Origin of the sequence: Parasediminibacterium schistidii, from assembly GCF_046546515.1 — a bacterium.
In the GTDB taxonomy this organism is placed as follows: Bacteria; Bacteroidota; Bacteroidia; order Chitinophagales; family Chitinophagaceae; genus Parasediminibacterium.
Genome location: NZ_JBKHKJ010000001.1, coordinates 135,262 through 151,660, shown reverse-complemented (window position 1 = coordinate 151,660; position 16,399 = coordinate 135,262). Strand labels below are relative to the sequence as shown.

At 42.5% G+C, this 16,399-nt stretch carries 15 protein-coding genes; 7 read left to right on the top strand and 8 right to left on the bottom strand.

Annotation, left to right across the window (positions count from 1 at the left end; all coding sequences use genetic code 11):
* Nucleotides 1-21: 21 nt before the first annotated feature.
* From purQ to ACHFIY_RS00520, 3 genes are all read left to right on the top strand, one after another.
* Nucleotides 22-681 (top strand): phosphoribosylformylglycinamidine synthase subunit PurQ, encoded by a 660-nt coding sequence (gene purQ, locus ACHFIY_RS00530; protein ID WP_410844081.1) that lies wholly within the window; start codon nt 22-24, stop codon nt 679-681.
* 155 nt (nt 682-836) lie between these two features.
* Nucleotides 837-1,286: a protein-disulfide reductase DsbD domain-containing protein gene (locus ACHFIY_RS00525; protein WP_410844080.1), complete on the top strand. Its 450-nt coding sequence runs from the start codon at nt 837-839 to the stop codon at nt 1,284-1,286.
* 41 nt (nt 1,287-1,327) lie between these two features.
* Complete coding sequence (locus tag ACHFIY_RS00520) at nt 1,328-3,295, top strand: protein-disulfide reductase DsbD family protein (protein WP_410844079.1); 1,968 nt, start codon at nt 1,328-1,330, stop codon at nt 3,293-3,295.
* 87 nt (nt 3,296-3,382) lie between these two features.
* Here the strand turns inward: ACHFIY_RS00520 and ACHFIY_RS00515 are convergent, their stop codons facing one another.
* On the bottom strand, nt 3,383-4,753 hold the full coding sequence (locus ACHFIY_RS00515; RefSeq protein WP_410844078.1) for an alpha-amylase family glycosyl hydrolase: 1,371 nt from the start codon (nt 4,751-4,753) through the stop codon (nt 3,383-3,385).
* A 147-nt stretch (nt 4,754-4,900) separates the two neighbouring features.
* Here ACHFIY_RS00515 and dcp point away from each other — a divergent pair, with 147 nt between their 5' ends.
* Nucleotides 4,901-7,018: a peptidyl-dipeptidase Dcp gene (dcp, locus tag ACHFIY_RS00510; protein ID WP_410844077.1), complete on the top strand. Its 2,118-nt coding sequence runs from the start codon at nt 4,901-4,903 to the stop codon at nt 7,016-7,018.
* Between the two features lie 68 nt (nt 7,019-7,086).
* Here dcp and ACHFIY_RS00505 read toward each other — a convergent pair whose 3' ends face one another.
* The 5 genes from ACHFIY_RS00505 to ACHFIY_RS00485 form a co-directional block, all read right to left on the bottom strand.
* Nucleotides 7,087-7,485: a DUF5675 family protein gene (locus ACHFIY_RS00505; RefSeq protein ID WP_410844076.1), complete on the bottom strand. Its 399-nt coding sequence runs from the start codon at nt 7,483-7,485 to the stop codon at nt 7,087-7,089.
* Nucleotides 7,486-7,666: 181 nt separating this feature from the next.
* Nucleotides 7,667-7,945, bottom strand: coding sequence for a hypothetical protein (locus ACHFIY_RS00500; RefSeq protein ID WP_410844075.1), 279 nt, complete (start codon nt 7,943-7,945; stop codon nt 7,667-7,669).
* Nucleotides 7,946-8,086: 141 nt separating this feature from the next.
* A complete protein-coding gene (locus tag ACHFIY_RS00495) occupies nt 8,087-8,278 on the bottom strand; it encodes a hypothetical protein (RefSeq protein WP_410844074.1) in 192 nt (63 codons plus the stop codon).
* A gap of 6 nt (nt 8,279-8,284) precedes the next feature.
* Nucleotides 8,285-9,292 (bottom strand): hypothetical protein, encoded by a 1,008-nt coding sequence (locus ACHFIY_RS00490; protein ID WP_410844073.1) that lies wholly within the window; start codon nt 9,290-9,292, stop codon nt 8,285-8,287.
* A gap of 326 nt (nt 9,293-9,618) precedes the next feature.
* A complete protein-coding gene (locus ACHFIY_RS00485) occupies nt 9,619-10,437 on the bottom strand; it encodes an HK97 family phage prohead protease (RefSeq protein WP_410844072.1) in 819 nt (272 codons plus the stop codon).
* Between the two features lie 630 nt (nt 10,438-11,067).
* Here ACHFIY_RS00485 and ACHFIY_RS00480 point away from each other — a divergent pair.
* Nucleotides 11,068-11,943, top strand: a complete 876-nt coding sequence (locus tag ACHFIY_RS00480) for an MBL fold metallo-hydrolase (RefSeq protein WP_410844071.1) — start codon at nt 11,068-11,070, stop codon at nt 11,941-11,943.
* An 89-nt stretch (nt 11,944-12,032) separates the two neighbouring features.
* Here the strand turns inward: ACHFIY_RS00480 and ACHFIY_RS00475 are convergent, their stop codons facing one another.
* Complete coding sequence (locus tag ACHFIY_RS00475) at nt 12,033-12,824, bottom strand: DUF3108 domain-containing protein (protein ID WP_410844070.1); 792 nt, start codon at nt 12,822-12,824, stop codon at nt 12,033-12,035.
* 231 nt (nt 12,825-13,055) lie between these two features.
* Complete coding sequence (locus ACHFIY_RS00470) at nt 13,056-14,021, bottom strand: lysylphosphatidylglycerol synthase domain-containing protein (RefSeq protein WP_410844069.1); 966 nt, start codon at nt 14,019-14,021, stop codon at nt 13,056-13,058.
* Between the two features lie 1,214 nt (nt 14,022-15,235).
* Here ACHFIY_RS00470 and ruvC point away from each other — a divergent pair.
* Together ruvC and ACHFIY_RS00460 are read left to right on the top strand one after the other, a co-directional pair.
* Nucleotides 15,236-15,802 (top strand): crossover junction endodeoxyribonuclease RuvC, encoded by a 567-nt coding sequence (ruvC, locus tag ACHFIY_RS00465; RefSeq protein ID WP_410844068.1) that lies wholly within the window; start codon nt 15,236-15,238, stop codon nt 15,800-15,802.
* Nucleotides 15,803-15,924: 122 nt separating this feature from the next.
* On the top strand, nt 15,925-16,224 hold the full coding sequence (locus ACHFIY_RS00460) for a hypothetical protein (protein WP_410844067.1): 300 nt from the start codon (nt 15,925-15,927) through the stop codon (nt 16,222-16,224).
* Nucleotides 16,225-16,399 lie beyond the last annotated feature (175 nt).

Below are 16,399 nucleotides of genomic sequence, written 5' to 3'. Positions count from 1 at the left end.
CGCTTTAAAAAAATAGTACTTATGAAATTTGGTGTCGTTGTTTTTCCTGGGTCCAACTGCGATAGGGACATGCAGGATGCTTTGCAGCAGGATTTAGGCAAAGAAGTAATCATGCTTTGGCACAAAGAAAAAGACTTGAGCATGTTTAGTACCGAGGATTGCATCGTATTGCCAGGCGGGTTTAGCTATGGCGATTACCTGCGTTGCGGCGCTATTGCTCGTTTTAGCCCCATGATGCAGAGCGTGATAGACTTTGCCAACAAAGGTGGCAAGGTTTTGGGGGTATGCAATGGCTTCCAGATTTTGTGCGAAAGCGGCTTGCTGCCTGGTGTATTACTACAAAATGCCAACCAGAAATTCATTTGCAAGAACGTATATCTAAGCAACGAAAATGCCCTGGCATTAAAAGTGCCTATCGCCCATGGCGAAGGCCGCTATTTTGCAAACGACACTATTTTAGACGAGTTGGAAGCCAACAACCAGATATTGTTTAGGTATTGCAATGAAGATGGGAGAGTAGATGATACTGCAAACCCGAATGGGGCTGTAAGGAATATTGCTGGCATCCGTAACAAAGCAGGGAATGTGTTTGGAATGATGCCACACCCAGAAAGAGCTACCAGCTCATTGCTAGGAAATACAGATGGCAAAACAGTGTTTAATATGTTGGGTTTAAGTTAAACCATCATTAAAAGCTGTTTATATTGAGTTAATACATATTTCCCTGGGCATTAGTGTTAATAAAAAAAGCATCTCTTTACATATAGAAAGATTAAATTATTGTGTATCAGGAATAAAGGTTAGTAGCTCTATTTTTTTTGAAATAAAATAAATCGATGAAAAAAAGTTTTTTAATTGCTGTTGTGTTTTTATTGGCTGCTGCAAAAGGCTTTGCACAAATTAAAAACCCAGTAGAGTGGAAATACGAAGCCAAAAAGAAAGGGGCTGCTTGCCAAGTAGTAATAACTGCCACCGTGCAAAAGCCTTGGCATATATATTCGCAAAACACAGGCAAAGGCGGGCCTATACCAACTAAAATAACGTTTAACAAAAACCCCTTGGTAACCATAGAGGGCATTACCAAAGAAACAGGCAAGCTGGAAAAGGTATTTGATAAAAGTTTCAACACAGAAGTTTTGTTTTACTCAAATAGCCTTGTGTTTACGCAGGAAATAAAAGTAAAAGCAGGCGTTAAAACCAATATTACAGGGACGGTAGAATACATGGTTTGTGATGACGAGCAATGCCTGCCGCCTACTAAAAAAACATTTGACATTAAGTTGTAAAAACCCCTATCCCCTAAAGGGGTATAAGAAGTCGACAAACTATGAATAAAATATTCCTAGTACTGCTTTTGGCAGGCCTTGCAATAGCAAACTTACCTACTGCACAGGCACAAGCACCTGTGCAGTTCCGTTTTAGTACGCAGACTGTAAACGATTCTTTGGAAACCCTTATCGTATATGCTGTTATCCCAAAGGGAGTACAATTGTTTTCGGTAAAAAAGAGCATCGGTGCAGATGCATTTATTTCTACCTTGCAACTAGATTCAAGTGCGAAGTGCATTGTATTAGCAAATTCCGTTGTAGAAAAAGGGGCATTGCAACTACTCAAACAACCAGATGGCAGCGAGTACCGCTTGTTTGCCGATTCAGTTCAGTTTATCTATCAGCTTCATGTAAACGGAAGCAGTTCAACTTCCCTAAAAGGCTCTTTTGCTTGGCTGGGGAAAAAAGAAGATGAATACCCTGCAGGGGAAGAAAAGTTTACCGTTTCAATTAAACAGTCAACCGCAAAAACTAGCTTATCAGCCCCCAAGGATGAGTTTGCAATGAAATCTGTCTGGAACATTTTCCTGCTTACTTTCCTTACAGGCCTGCTGGCTATGCTTACCCCTTGTGTCTTCCCCTTAATACCAGTTACGGTTAGTTTCTTTTTAAAGCGCAGTGGCTCCCACAAAGCGGGGCTTAAAAATGCGTTGGTATATTCTTTGTCCATCATCAGCATTTATACCATCCCCACTTTGCTGCTTACCTTTATTTTTGGGGATACCATTTTATATACCATAGCTACTTCGCCTATATCTAACCTGTTGTTTTTTGCCATTTTCATCGTTTTTGCTATTTCGTTTTTTGGTGCTTTTGAGCTAAGCCTCCCCAATAGCTGGGCAAACAAAGCAGATGAAAAAGCAGGCAAGGGCGGCTATTCGGGCATCTTTTTTATGGCATTAACGCTGGCCATTGTTTCTTTCTCTTGCACAGGCCCTATTGTGGGTACATTGCTAGGGCAAACAAGCAGCCAGGGCGTGAGTATTGCACCTATTATTGGCATGTTTGGGTTTGGCTTGGGGTTGGCATTGCCTTTTTCTTTGTTTGCCTTTTTCCCTACCATGCTAAAGGCTTTGCCGAAAAGTGGTGGCTGGCTCAATTCCGTAAAAGTGTGCTTTGGGTTTATAGAACTTGCCTTGGCCATGAAATTCTTGTCGAGCGTGGATCTTATTTACCATTGGCACTTATTAGACAGGGATGTGTTCCTTGTATTATGGATTGTTATTTTTGCCATGCTTGGTTTTTACCTCTTAGGTAAACTTACTTTCTCGCACGATAGCCCATTGCCGTTTGTTTCTGTGCCACGCTTATTTTTTGCTATTGCCGCATTTTCATTCTCCTTGTATATGATACCCGGTTTGTGGGGCGCACCATTAAAAGCATTAAGTGGCTTTATACCCCCAGCTACCACGCAGGATTTTAACTTGGACGATTTAAAATATAGTATTGGGAACAACAATGCTGCACCAGCAACCTCCAGCAGCAGTGCATTGCCACCTAAAAAGCATATTGACAAATTGCATGTGCCTTTCGGCCTGAAGGCATATTTCGATTTGGAAGAGGGCATGGCTGCCGCCAAAACCCTAAACAAGCCTGTAATGATTGACTTTACTGGCCACTCCTGTGCCAACTGCCGCAAAATGGAAGAGCAGGTTTGGAAAAACCAAGCAGTGCTAAGCAGGATAAAAGACAATTTTGTATTGGTGAGTTTGTATGTGGATGAAAGCACAGAACTGTCCACAGCAGAACAATACTCCAACGCCAAAGGTGACAAAATAGTTACCGTAGGCGAGAAAAACTTGGATTATGAAATTACAAAATTTGGCTTTAACGCCCAGCCCCTATATATGTTTCTTGACCTTAAAGGCAACCCATTAAGCGATGTAAAATATGGCTACGATTCCGACGTAGAAAAATTCATTAAGCACTTGGATACTGTAAAGCAGGCTTTTGAAAAAAGCAAATAACATTTTACTACTTATAAAAAAAGGGTGGGAAGCAACTAAACAATTTAGTGCTTTCCACCCTTTCTAACTTATAAGAACAAATAACGCTTAATAACTATACACCTTATACCCCCAAGCTGGCAGGCTAAAGCTTTGACTAGCTTTCAAGTCAACAGAGGCATTACTAAACAACTCTATAGCCTTACCTGTGATGGATGCATTAGACAAAGTAGCTTTTGCAGGCTCTTTGCTCAGGTTTAGCACCACCAATACTTTCTTACCATTCATTTCCCTTAAGTAAGCAAATACTTGATCATCTGAAGAACTTTTTAGGCGAATCATGCTTGCCTCGGCAGATAATGCTTCATTGCTTTTCCTTAATGCCAATAGCTTGCTGTAGAAACCAGCCCTGGCATATTTGCCAAAAGTGATGGTATCTTTATAGAAAAAGCTAAGGCTATCTAAAAAGGGCTCTTCCTGACCGCTATAAATCAATGGTACTGAATGCTTTACGGTTTGAGTCAACACGGCAAAAGGTGCATGACTCTTACCTGGCATGGTGCCATAATCTGCTTTGTTCCACGTATTCTCATCGTGGTTACTGGTGAAGAACATGCGTAATGCATTCTTTGGAAAAGAAGTATCCAAACGGTTAAACGTAGTGTCCAATGCACTAGCTTTTCTTTCGCCCTTAGCCACTTGCTTCATCATGGCAAAATCAGTCCACGTATAAGTGGCATCAAAACCAGCCTTGTGCAACCAAGCCACATCCGCTTCGCCCAACATAAAGATATTGCCATGCTTGCGCAGTTTAGCAATACATTTCGACCAGAAAGCCGCTGGCACTTCACTGGCAACATCGCAGCGGTAGCCATCAATATGGCTTTTGTTCAGCCAAAACTCCATGCTGGCAATCATGCTGTCGCACAAGGCAGGTTTGTTATAATTCAATTTCCTAGCATCTGTCCAGTCAAACGGAGAAAGTGCTTTGTGGGTAACGCTGTCCTGTACATAAAAGTCAGGGTGCGTGTTTAACCAGTAATGATCAGCCCCCGTATGGTTCGCCACCCAGTCAACAATTACCTTAAAACCCATTTCATGGCATTGTTTCACTAGCGATTGCCAATCGGCCAATGTACCATATTCCGGGTTGATGGCGGTATAATTCGCTATGGCGTAATAACTCCCCAACACGCCCTTCCTGTCCAGTTTGCTAATAGGGTTAATGGGCATAAACCACAAGGTTTGCACACCCATTGCCTTCAGCCTCGGCAGGCTCTTTGCAAAAGCCTTAAAAGTACCTTCCGGCGTATATTGGCGCACATTTACTTCGTAAATATTGCCTTGCATTATCCATGCAGGATGACCATTAATAGTAGTAGGTTTTGCGGCTCCAGTAGTTTGCGCCTGTACGGTAAAAGACAAAGAGGCAAATAGAAAAGCCGCCAAAGCGGCAATACCCAATTTTTTCAATAGCATAACAATTGTTTTTAATAGGGCAAATATCATATTTATTGTGTAAAAAATACACAATAAATTTTGAAGTAGCATTTTTTGCGCCCATTAATTTTTTTCTTGCTGCTGCTCACATAAATTTTTCATAGCTTTAAATTTAAACAGCCTCCGATGAAACAATTTGTATTAAGTTTCTTAGTCATGTCTATTATAAGCAGTTCAGCCTTTGCGCAAAATAAAGCCTTGCCGCTTTCAAACCCGTTCAGTACGGCTAGCAAGCTGCCATACCAAGTACCTGATTTCAGCAAGATAAAAGATTCCGACTACCAGCCAGCATTGGAAGAAGGCATTAAACAGCAGCTAAAAGAAATTGGGCAAATTGCCAGCAACCCTGCTGCCCCCACATTTGCCAACACATTGGTGGCCTTGGAAAAAAGCGGCCAATTGCTTGCCCGTGTAAACAATGCTTTTAACTTAGTTACAGGTGCAAATACCAACCCTGTGCTGCAACAATTGCAGGAAGACATTGCACCCAAGCTCACTGCTTTGCAGGATGCTATTTACCTCAATACCAAGCTGTACAAGCGTGTGCAAGCCATTTATGCCAGCAAGGCAAAGCTGAACCTAGATGCAGAATCGAAAAAACTACTTGAATACTATAACCAACAGTTTTTATTGGCTGGGGCAAAACTTTCTGATGCCGACAAAGAGAAAATGAAGAAATTGAACGAAGAAGAAGCATCGCTAAGTGCCAAGTTCTCTAATCAATTATTGGCTGGCGCAAAAGCTGGGGCTTTGCTGGTAAGCGACTCCAACGATTTGAAAGGCCTGTCGCAAACCGACCTAAAAGTATATGCAGAAAATGCAAAAGCCAAAGGCCAGCCCGGCAAATGGCTGCTACCCTTAAAAAATACTACCCAACAACCTGCCCTTCAATCGATTTCGATACGCACTACCCGGCAGAAACTATTTGAAGCATCATTGAGCAGGAATGAAAAAAGCGACTCAAACGATACACGCTCTATCATCATCCGCATTGCAGCTATCCGTGCGCAAAAAGCACAATTGGTTGGCTTCCCTAGCTATGCAGCGTGGAAACTGCAAGACCAAATGGCACAAACACCAGAAGCCGTTGACCAGTTTTTTGCCAAATTAGTGCCTGCTGTTACTGCAAAAGCAAAACAGGAAGCCACAGATATTCAACAATTGATTAATGGCCAGATGGGTGGCTTTACGCTTCAACCCTATGACTGGGATTTTTACAGCGAGCAAGTCCGTAAAGCAAAATACAATTTGGACGAAAGCGAGATAAAGCCTTATTTCCAATTGGAAAAAGTATTGGAAAAAGGCGTTTTCTACGCTGCCAACCAATTGTATGGGCTGACCTTCAAGGAACGCCACGATATACCTGTTTACCAAGCAGACGTGAAAGTGTTTGACGTGATGGATGAAAACGGCAAGCCCTTTGCCCTTTTTTACTGCGACTATTTTAAAAGGGACAATAAAAATGGCGGCGCATGGATGAGCAACCTTGTTGGCCAATCTACCCTGTTGGGTACAAAGCCGGTCATCTACAATATCTGCAATTTCAGCAAGCCTGCCCCCGGCCAGCCAGCGTTTATTAGCTTTGACGATGTAAACACCATGTTTCACGAGTTTGGCCATGCCCTGCACGGGTTGTTTGCCAGCCAGCAATACCCCTCGCTTTCAGGCACCAGCGTGGCAAGGGACTATGTCGAGTTCCCATCGCAATTCAACGAGCATTGGGCATTGGATCCTAAGGTATTAAAAAACTATGCGCTGCACTACCAAACCGGGCAGCCTATACCACAATCCCTGATAGATAAAATAAAAAAGGCAGGCACATTTAACAATGGATATATACTAACCGAAGCCATTGCGGCTGCCTGCCTAGACATGCAATGGCACAAACTGACTGCCACCACCGTGGTAACAGATGCTAGCGAGTTTGAAAAAACTGCTTTGCACACCACAGGGCTAGACCTGCCACAAGTGCCGCCCCGCTACCGCTCCACCTATTTCCTGCATATATGGGCCAATGGCTATGCCGCAGGCTACTATGCCTATCAATGGACAAAAATGCTAGAGGAGGATGCATTCTCTTGGTTTCAAGAACACGATGGGCTAAGCAGGGCAAACGGGCAGCGTTTCCGGAACATGATACTAAGCCGTGGCAACACAGAGGACTACAACACCATGTTCAAAAACTTCCGGGGCCACGCACCCGATATTAAAGCAATGCAGAAGGAATTAGGAATTGGGAATTAAAAAGAAGGAATTTAAAAAGTAGTAAAAAGGGCGAGGAATTTTTTCCCTCACCCTTTTTAATCCCCCCCCTATTTTTTCCTTACCACCAGCACTACATCTTCCCCTCTTTCCAAGGTAGCATAGGCTTCATGCACCAGTGCGTTTACCTGCACTTTGCTGTTGTCGCCCATGCCGGGCCCGGTAAGGGTAGTTACGGGGGCAATGCAGCCCCTAAGTTCCAGCAGGGCATTGTTGGCAGGGTGTACCAAAATGGCACTACGGCCTGGTACATCCATCACCTCTAGGCAGTTGCCCAAATGCTGGCTGATGTGTTTTTGTAGGTTGTAAGTGCCTTCTGGTATGCAGCTTGTGCCTGCCACATTGTTGTGCCAAGGCAGTTCTATGCTGTGGCAGCGAGGCTTGCCATCCACATGCAAATCTCCATTGGTGCCATTGGCAAAATAAGTCCGTTCTATTAAAATGTTCATGGTAGGTAATTGATAATTGACAATTAATAATTGATAATTAATGATGGTTTACAGAGGAAGGTTAACCGTTGACAGTTCACCGTTCACCGAATGGGGACGATAAGAATATGAGCAGCGTTCCAATATCCAACGGCATCGGTTCACGGTTCACGGTTAACGGTTCACGCTCAACGGTTCACGGTCAACGGCTACCAAACGCTCTTTTCAAAAACCCGAATACCAATTGGTACACGCTGTTGGCTCTCACTTTGGGTATGCCGCCCAGTACTTCGCTCACGATAAACAACCCCGTTCCCACGGCACTCACTGCCGGCCATTTGGTGGCGGCAGCGGTGGCTATTAGGTTCACTACGTCTGTGTGGTTAGTGGTGGTTGCGGCTGTATCTTGCGCATACATTGCTACTGGTGCAGCCATGGCTATTAGTGCCATTGCACCCAAAAACAATTTGTTCTTTTTCATTTTGTTGTTTGTTTTGCCCCAACCCTAAAAGGGTGTGTTAGCTGGGGAGGTTAATAAATAATATTTGGTTATTTCTAAAAAATAAGAAGGGGGGTTAGCGCATTTACTTGAGGTCCACTGCCCCCCTTTAGGGGATGGGGGTTACTTCCTCCACAATTTCTTTATCCATACTACTATCTCTTTTCCCACATACCCTGCCGCCCCGCAAACCAATGCCGTGGTAGCCGCCTGCAGCAAACTAGCTGGGTAGTTGGGGTTCCCGTTCAAAAGGAAACGGATGCCCCCGGCAAAGATGCCAGTGATGAATGCCAATAGGTTTTCTTCGTGTTTCATCTATAATTACTTTATTATCGCCCCCAAGTATTTGTTTCTGATGGGCAATGCTAGCCCACGCATCTGGAAGTTGAATACATCGCCCTTTTCGTCTGGGTCCCGTAGTTTGTAGAAAAATTCAAAGCTGCCTTGTGCCTTCATTACCTCGTTTCCGTCGAAAATAATACTGGCATAAGCATGTACAGTGGGGTCGAATGTTGCATTGTAAGCTGCCTTTGCGCTGGTGTTTTTTACATAGAATGGGCATTGGCTGTGCATCCATATCCTAAAGCCAAACAAAGTGCTGCCGGGCTGTGCCTCAAAGTTCTTGTACAGCAGCCTGTCTTCTTTGGCTATTGCTGCCGCATGTGCCGGGTTCAGCACTAGGTTCAGGTTGCCGCTGTTATCGTCCAAGGCTGCAAATGCATTCTGCATGTCTATGATTGTGTCTAAAAAAGAAGCACTTGTTCCTGCAATGTTCATCACAGGTGTATGGGTGCTGTCTGCTTGTGGCGCATAGTTAAACAAAGCATCCTTGCCAAACCTTTTCAGCAAAGCTTTTTGGTGCTTGCGGATGTATAAGGCTCGTTGGTCGTAGGCCAGTTCCAATGCCACGGCATTGCGCACCACGGTGCTGGTAGTGTCATAGGTTTTTAGTAATAGCCTTAGTGGCGTGTCGCCTGCATCGGCACGGGCAATTGGGTATGCCGTGTTGTCCACCAACACATCCGGGTCTGCGCCCGCTTCTGCCAGGTTGATGGCATCGTTGTTCACCATGCTGCTCATGTCGGTAGCTGCGCTCAAAAAGCTATTGTCAGGGTAAAAATCTTCCTTCACCTCGCTCAGCCATATCTCCTGCGCCAACCCATCAAAAAACACCATGCCACTATTCGCCCTCCGCACTAAATGCAGCACATAGCCCAGCATATTGATCAATAACACGCCCACAACCGGGCTAAAACCCACCATTGCAGCAACCACTGAACCCACCAAGGCATTGAATAAAAAAGCACCCACAAACTGTTTCTTGTTCATCTTGTTTTGTTTTTGTTTAATTTAAAAATTGAAGTTTTGAATACGAAGTTTTGTTATGTTTGATGTTAATCCTTGCCTTACGCCTTAGTAATGGTTTCAAAATAACTTTCCCCATTTCCGAATAAGGTTTTTTCATTTTATCAGCCTATTTGAACTGTTCTTTGTGTCCTTAAAGTGAAACGTTTTACCTTAAAGAAGGGTTCTCTTTGTGCTTCTTTGTGTAAAATCTTTGTGTTCTTTTTGGTTAAATTTTTTTTTGAAATCAACCTAAATGGGAAAGTTATTTCGGAGATGTTACTTACGACTTATGCCTTACCCCTTACTACTTACGCCTTATACCTCACCCCAGCCCCATACCCTTCAACCAATTCCCTGAAAGTAGCCGGTTCATCCCTTTGAATCCTTGCCAACGCTGCCCGATTGTGCTTTTGTAGGTAGTCGAAACTGTCCGTATTGGCATTGCCAGCAGGGGAGGAGCCAACCCTTCCCATCTTTATCAACTGGCTCACCCGCACATCCTTCACCAGCTTGGCTTCGCTACTCCCCTTTAGGGGCAGGGGGCTGGGCTTGGGGTTCTCTTGTATGCTGCTGATGGCAGCCAAAATTTCATTTTCGCCTGCCGCTTCGGGCAGGCCTAGTTTCAAAGCAATTGCTTTCATATCTGAATGTTTGGTTAAAAATGGGATGATGTGGCCGCTGTTGTCTTTGCTTAGTGTCACAAGGTTTCCCTCATGTTTCAGCGCAAGGGCTGCGCTATTAGCAGGCAGTGGCGTGATAGACGCTTCAAACAGTGTGCAGTCTGTTAATGTGGGCTTAGTTTGCCCAGGTTTCAGCAGTTGGGTGTCGCTGCACCAGTTTATCGGCTCTGCACCAATGCTCGCCCCTTTTATATCGCCGTTCTGTATTTTGTTTATGTAGGTTTTCTCCCGCTCATTGTCGCCATTAATCACTAGGTCGCCCAATAGCTTGCCGTCTTCCTTTCGTAGGTTTTCCCAGTGCCCAAGTGGTATTTCCCAGGTTCTATGGTCGTAAAAGCAAGGCATATTGCTCATAGCATTGCCCAGCCCTATGCCATCTGTTTGCACCACAAACCCATAACTGTTTACGCCCTCGTCGCTCAATACGAATGTTTTTTTAAAAGCCATTTTTCTTGTTATTTTAAATGATAAATTTTGAATTTTAAATGAAGGCCTTCGTTATTACTTACTACTGATTACTGACTACTCACCACTCACCACTTCCCCCTCATTTTCCCTGTAAAACTGCAACCATTTTCAACCCCTATAAAATCTGCAATCCTATATGGGGGCATTTTGGGATGCTCATGGGGGCATATTTCCCCCATATAGGATTTTGCTTTTCCAAGCATTTTTCCCTGTTAAATACCCATAACTAAATGATTTGCAAGGGTTTAATGATTGAAGTAGTGGATACAAAAGGGTTCTTATAGAATGATTTTTACACTTAAATTTCTTTTCACGATATACGTATCTATTTTAGCCCAACCAAAGCATTCCGCAGGCGCATTTTGTCGGAGTTTAGTTCCCCTCTCCCCCAAGAGAGGGACTGTGGGGTGAGGTCGCCTCTTTGCCTTACTCCTCACTGCTGGCCCAAGACCTTGGCGTGTTAGCTTCGCTTCATTCCCTTTTAGGATTTATTATAAAGAACCACAGGATCAAATTATAATTGCACCTATAATCTGCCTGAAAAAAAACATGCACCCAATATTCTTAAAAAAGCAATTTTTTGTTATAAAAAACGTAGATTACGGTACTATGAAATTATATACCATCAACGCAGGTTATTTTAAACTAGATGGCGGTGCCATGTTTGGCGTGGTGCCAAAAAGTATATGGAACAAGCTGAATCCTGCTGATGAAAACAATATGTGTACCTGGGCATTGCGGTGCTTGCTGATAGAAGATGAAGGAAAGCTGGTTTTGATAGATACGGGCATGGGCAATAAGCAGGATGCTAAGTTTTTTTCTCACTATCATATCCCTGAGGAAGACGATACGCTGGAAGGCTCGCTTGCAATACTGGGTTTTGCCCCGGAAGATATTACTGATGTAATATTGACCCACCTGCATTTTGATCATTGTGGTGGAGCTATTATAGAGGAGGATGAAAAACTAATGCCTGCTTTCCCAAATGCAACTTACTGGAGCAACCAACATCATTGGCAATGGGCATTGTACCCCAACGCAAGGGAAAAAGCATCTTTTTTAAAAGAGAACATATTACCCATAGCATCTAGCGGTATGCTGCAAATGGTGGAGTTTGAACATGGGGAAATGGAAAATAGCTTGCTGGCAAATGTGCCTTCTGAAATTAGTAACAACATATCATTCCGCATTACCAATGGGCATACCAAGGCAATGATGCTGCCCCAAATCTTATACAAGGGCAGGACCATTGTGTACATGGCCGACCTGCTGCCCTCTGTTGCTCACATACCCTTGCCTTATGTAATGGCGTATGATATGTTCCCCTTATTGACACTGGATGAAAAGAAAAGTTTTTTGCAAGAAGCTTTGGACAACAACTATATCCTTTACTTTGAGCATGACCCCGAAAATGAATGTTGCACATTGCAACAAACCGAAAAGGGCATAAGGGTAAAAGATATTTTTAAACTGGGGGAGATTTAGGAATTGATAATTAATAATTGACAATGCTTACAAATTAGAAATGAGGCCTATCAATTGTCAATTATGAATAATCAATAATCAATTGTCAATTAATTTTTACTTATCAGCGAAGTCATAGGGTGCCTTAGGTTGCCATAGCCCATCATATCTACCTTTACAGAGCCAACAGTTATAGGGCTTTCTATGCGGATGGGTATATGGTTGGCATCGTCTGTTACCCATACATCCATTTTTTCCCCGCCTTGGAAAATAGTGCCTTTTACAAGCAATGGCTTAAATTTGATTGCGTTGAACTTGCCATATTTTGTTTTAATTGTTTCCTTGCCCAAGTATTTCACATACAGCCCATATACTTCATTGTCCAAAAACATATTGAAAGGTATTTTGTCGTTGGGCTTGTATTTGTTAAAGTCAATATTGCGGGCATAGTAAATAGCACTTAATACATCCTGCACGCAATTGGGTACAGGAAATGAGCCTTTAGCAGTAATAGCCGTATTATTGGCATTGATAAAAGTTACGTTCTCGGTTTGTTTAAAGCCGCCTTCGTCTATGTTCCTGATAAATTTTTGTGGCTGCAAGTTGCCTGTGTCTATATAGCTTTCGTATTTGTCGCGCACTTTAAAAATCCAATCGTAGCTTGGGTTGCTGCTGCCGGTACCAACTACATGGTAAACAGGTTTGCCTGCAAAGTTTTCTAGCCCTGCTGCAAAAGTGGCGGTGCCAGCATTGATGTAAATGCCTATTACAGAATAGTAAACGGTATAGTTAATGGTTTCCCCTTGCTGGAATGCAGTATTGCGTATGCCGCAAAATTCATTGTCGGCAATAAAACTTACAGTTATAAACCATAATAACGCTATTATATAAAGTGCCTTCATATTTTTATTTTAGTTGCTTTTCACCACATAGCAATTACTTATTTGTTACTACTGGCCACATCGAATATGCTTTTTTAGCCACAAAGGCACAAAAACATAAAGAAAAATAAGGTTAAAAGGTATCACAATACGTCATTTTTCGTTTCTTCTTCCTCCCTTAAAACTTTGTGCATCTTTGTGACTTCATGCCTTCGTGGCAGATTGACCAAACTTGCACCTGAGTAGTAAGACTTATTTTCTTACAATCCTTAACCCTAATATTAGCAAACTGCCTGCCAATGCTGGTATTATCAGGTTAATGAGCCAAATGCTTGCAGCCGTGGCTATAATTCCTAGCGTGTTGTTCGTAAGCAAGCCAAACAATGCAATGCTTACTTTGCCACGGATCCCTAGTTCTGCCAAGGCAATGCTAGGGATAATGGTCATTACCAATAGCTGCACGCATACTAGGCAAATAACCTGCCACCAATCGATACCAATGCCAAAAAACTGATAAATGAGTAAATATTGTAAAACATAAACAAGGTAACGGACAAAAGACAAGAATAATATTTTCGTTAATTCTTTGTTGTGGAGCCTTTCCAGTTTTTGTATAAAAAAACGGTATTTTTTTATAATAGGTATGCGTTCCAGCACCATGGTTACCCATGCCAACTTGTAATACAGCAATAATAGCAAAATTGTTCCAAAAAAAATAACACTTAGCAGTCCCTGAAGCCAAAAAGCAGACAGGGATGGCATGGCCGCAGCATGGGTTTCTATAAGTGAATAAACATATACCATGCCCAGCAAACCCATGATAAACGTAACTAAAATTTGTGCCATGCTGCCCACGGCCGATAACGACAAGGCACGCAGCCTGTTGCCATCGTTTAGGTACACAATACGGCCTACATATTCGCCAACCCTGTTTGGGGTGCCTAGTGCCAATGCCTGGCCGCTAAACACAGCCCTGAATGCCCTAGTGAAAGTTAAGTGCTGTATAGGCCGCATTAGCAATTGCCATTTTTTGGCTTCCAACCCCCAGTTGAATATCATGAGCAGGCAAGCAAAATATACCCTCCATTTGCCTGGCCCCTTAAAAGTATCAACAATGATTTGCCAAGATTGGTGCAGGTCTTTTTGCTGCATTACTTGTTGGTATATGCTGTAGGAAAGCCATACAAAAAGCAAGGGGCCAACAAAATAATTGAGCAATATTTTAAGTTGTTTATTCAGGCAATATATTTTATAGTCTTTTGCAAAGAAAGGTGTAAAGCAGTTTTAAATTATGATTTATAAATTTAAATTATGAATTATAGGCCATATTATCAGGGCAAACGCATCTAAATTTTATTTTTCCGAAACTTCGCGATTTACACCAGTCCTGGTATTAGCCACCTCGTTTTATCCGGTTTTGGCAAGGCCAAAAGTGAAAAAAATCCGCATGAAATTTTTTTCACAGGATAAAATGCAGTGGTGGTACCAGGACGAAGCCAGCCGGCTATGAGGCAAAAGGATTTTATATGCGACATTTTAGGAGAAAAAAGGAAACTAACCATAAAATAATTTAGATGCGTTTGCCCTAGCCATAATATGAAAGGGGGCATAAAACTTTTTCGCTTTGTCCTCATACCCCCCAAATCTATAAAAAGCTTACCTTTGTGCTAGAAATGCACTTGATACAAACTACTTACAAAACTAGTGTCGTGGCATCCCAATCGTAGCTCTTTTTTTACTAATATTAAAATAGTTGTAGTGCCAAAATAGGGTTTTGTTTTATGGGCATAAAATCACTCACTTTTTCTCACAAATCACTCATAAAGCACGCACTAATCACTCAAAAAGTACGCACAAAACACGCACAAATCACGCATAAAAATTTGCCGATGTTGTTGATAATCAATGATTTAAAACACCGGAAACGATTTTTGAAAAAAGAAACAACGTAAAAATTCCATAAAAATCGCAAAACTGAAACTATATTAATAAAACACTAGGAAATATCGATATTATTAAAAATATGCAAATATTGTCTCCTTGCCCTGTTCCTGCTACCTTTTCCTATAGGTAACCTGTCCGGGTCTTTCGAGGGGTGAGGTTGGGCAAGGTTGATTTTTAATTAAACCCGGATCTTGCAGTTGACTTCGTTATGAAAGGCTTAAATGCAATAAAGACAAGTATTTGAGCCGAATTTTTGGTCGAAAACATAGTGTACTATGGCAACGCCAAAAACTCAAGCAAATGCTTGTGTTTGAAGTAGTTGGGGCTTGCAATAGATTTCAACTGCAAAATCCGGGTTAAAAAAGCTAAAAATTTTTTTATGCACCCTTATGAAACTATATGGCTGTTAAAAGGCCAAAAAGTTTACTTTGCTGCCTTTGAGAAAAACTTAGCTGGGCTTTGCGGTTTAAAATGCAATTTTACAATTGATGCAGGAAACGAATATAATATTAGGCATAGACCCGGGTACGCAGCTAATGGGCTACGCATTGCTGAAAACAGATGGCAAGCAGCCACAGGTGCTGTTGATGGACACGCTGAAGCTAACCAGCTACAAAGACATTTACGAGCGGTTGGAAAAAATACATACCAAAGTAGTAGAATTAGTAAAACTGTATAAGCCTAGCAGTTTTGCCATTGAAGCCCCGTTTTTTGGCAAAAACGTGCAAAGTATGCTGAAACTGGGCAGGGCGCAGGGCGTAGCCATAGCCGCTGCCATGCAGGCGGGGTTGCCCATTACGGAATACAGCCCCAAAAAGGTAAAACAGTCTATTACTGGGAATGGGAATGCAGATAAGGAGCAAGTATGGATGATGCTGAAGCAAGTGCTACATATAGAGGAAAAGCCACAGTATTTTGATGCTACGGATGCGCTTGCGGTGGCATTGTGCCATCATTACCAATCAAGCTCTGTATTGGGTAAGGTAGCTTCTAAAGGCTTGAAAGGATGGGATGAATTCATTGCTAAGAATGCGGATAGGGTCAAGATGCAGTGAGTTGTCAGTGGTCAGTAGTCAACCGTTAACGGTCATCCCCTAAAATAACGTTAAACAAACACGGCCTTATTAAACTTGGTGCATTAATAGCTGTTTTATGTATGAATCAAAAACATAAAATCATGAAACAGATAGGAAAAATGTTTATTGCCGTCATGTTGATGGCTTTTGCGGGTCCAAGGTCTTATGCACAAATTATTGTAAATATTCGCCCCGAAAGGCCAAGGGTAGTAGTAGCTAGGCCTGTGGCGCCTTCGCCTCGCCATGTATGGGTAGAGGAAGAATGGGTGCCACAAGGCGGCACTTATGTTTTCCATGGCGGCTATTGGTCTGCCCCAATACGCCCAGGAGCCATGTATATACCCGGGCATTGGAAAAATACGAGGCACGGCTGGGTGTGGAGGCCAGGCCATTGGAGGTAACCCAAACAAACAGTTGTTTTTTAGGTTGCCACAAAGGCACTAAGGCTCAAAGCAGCACTAAGGCTCAAAGCAGCACTAAGCTTTAAAGGAAAAGAAGAAAGAAAAGCAGATGATTTTTCCTTTCTTCTTTTCCTTTTTTTTCGGTTATTCTAAATTTAGTGTGAGAAAAGGATTG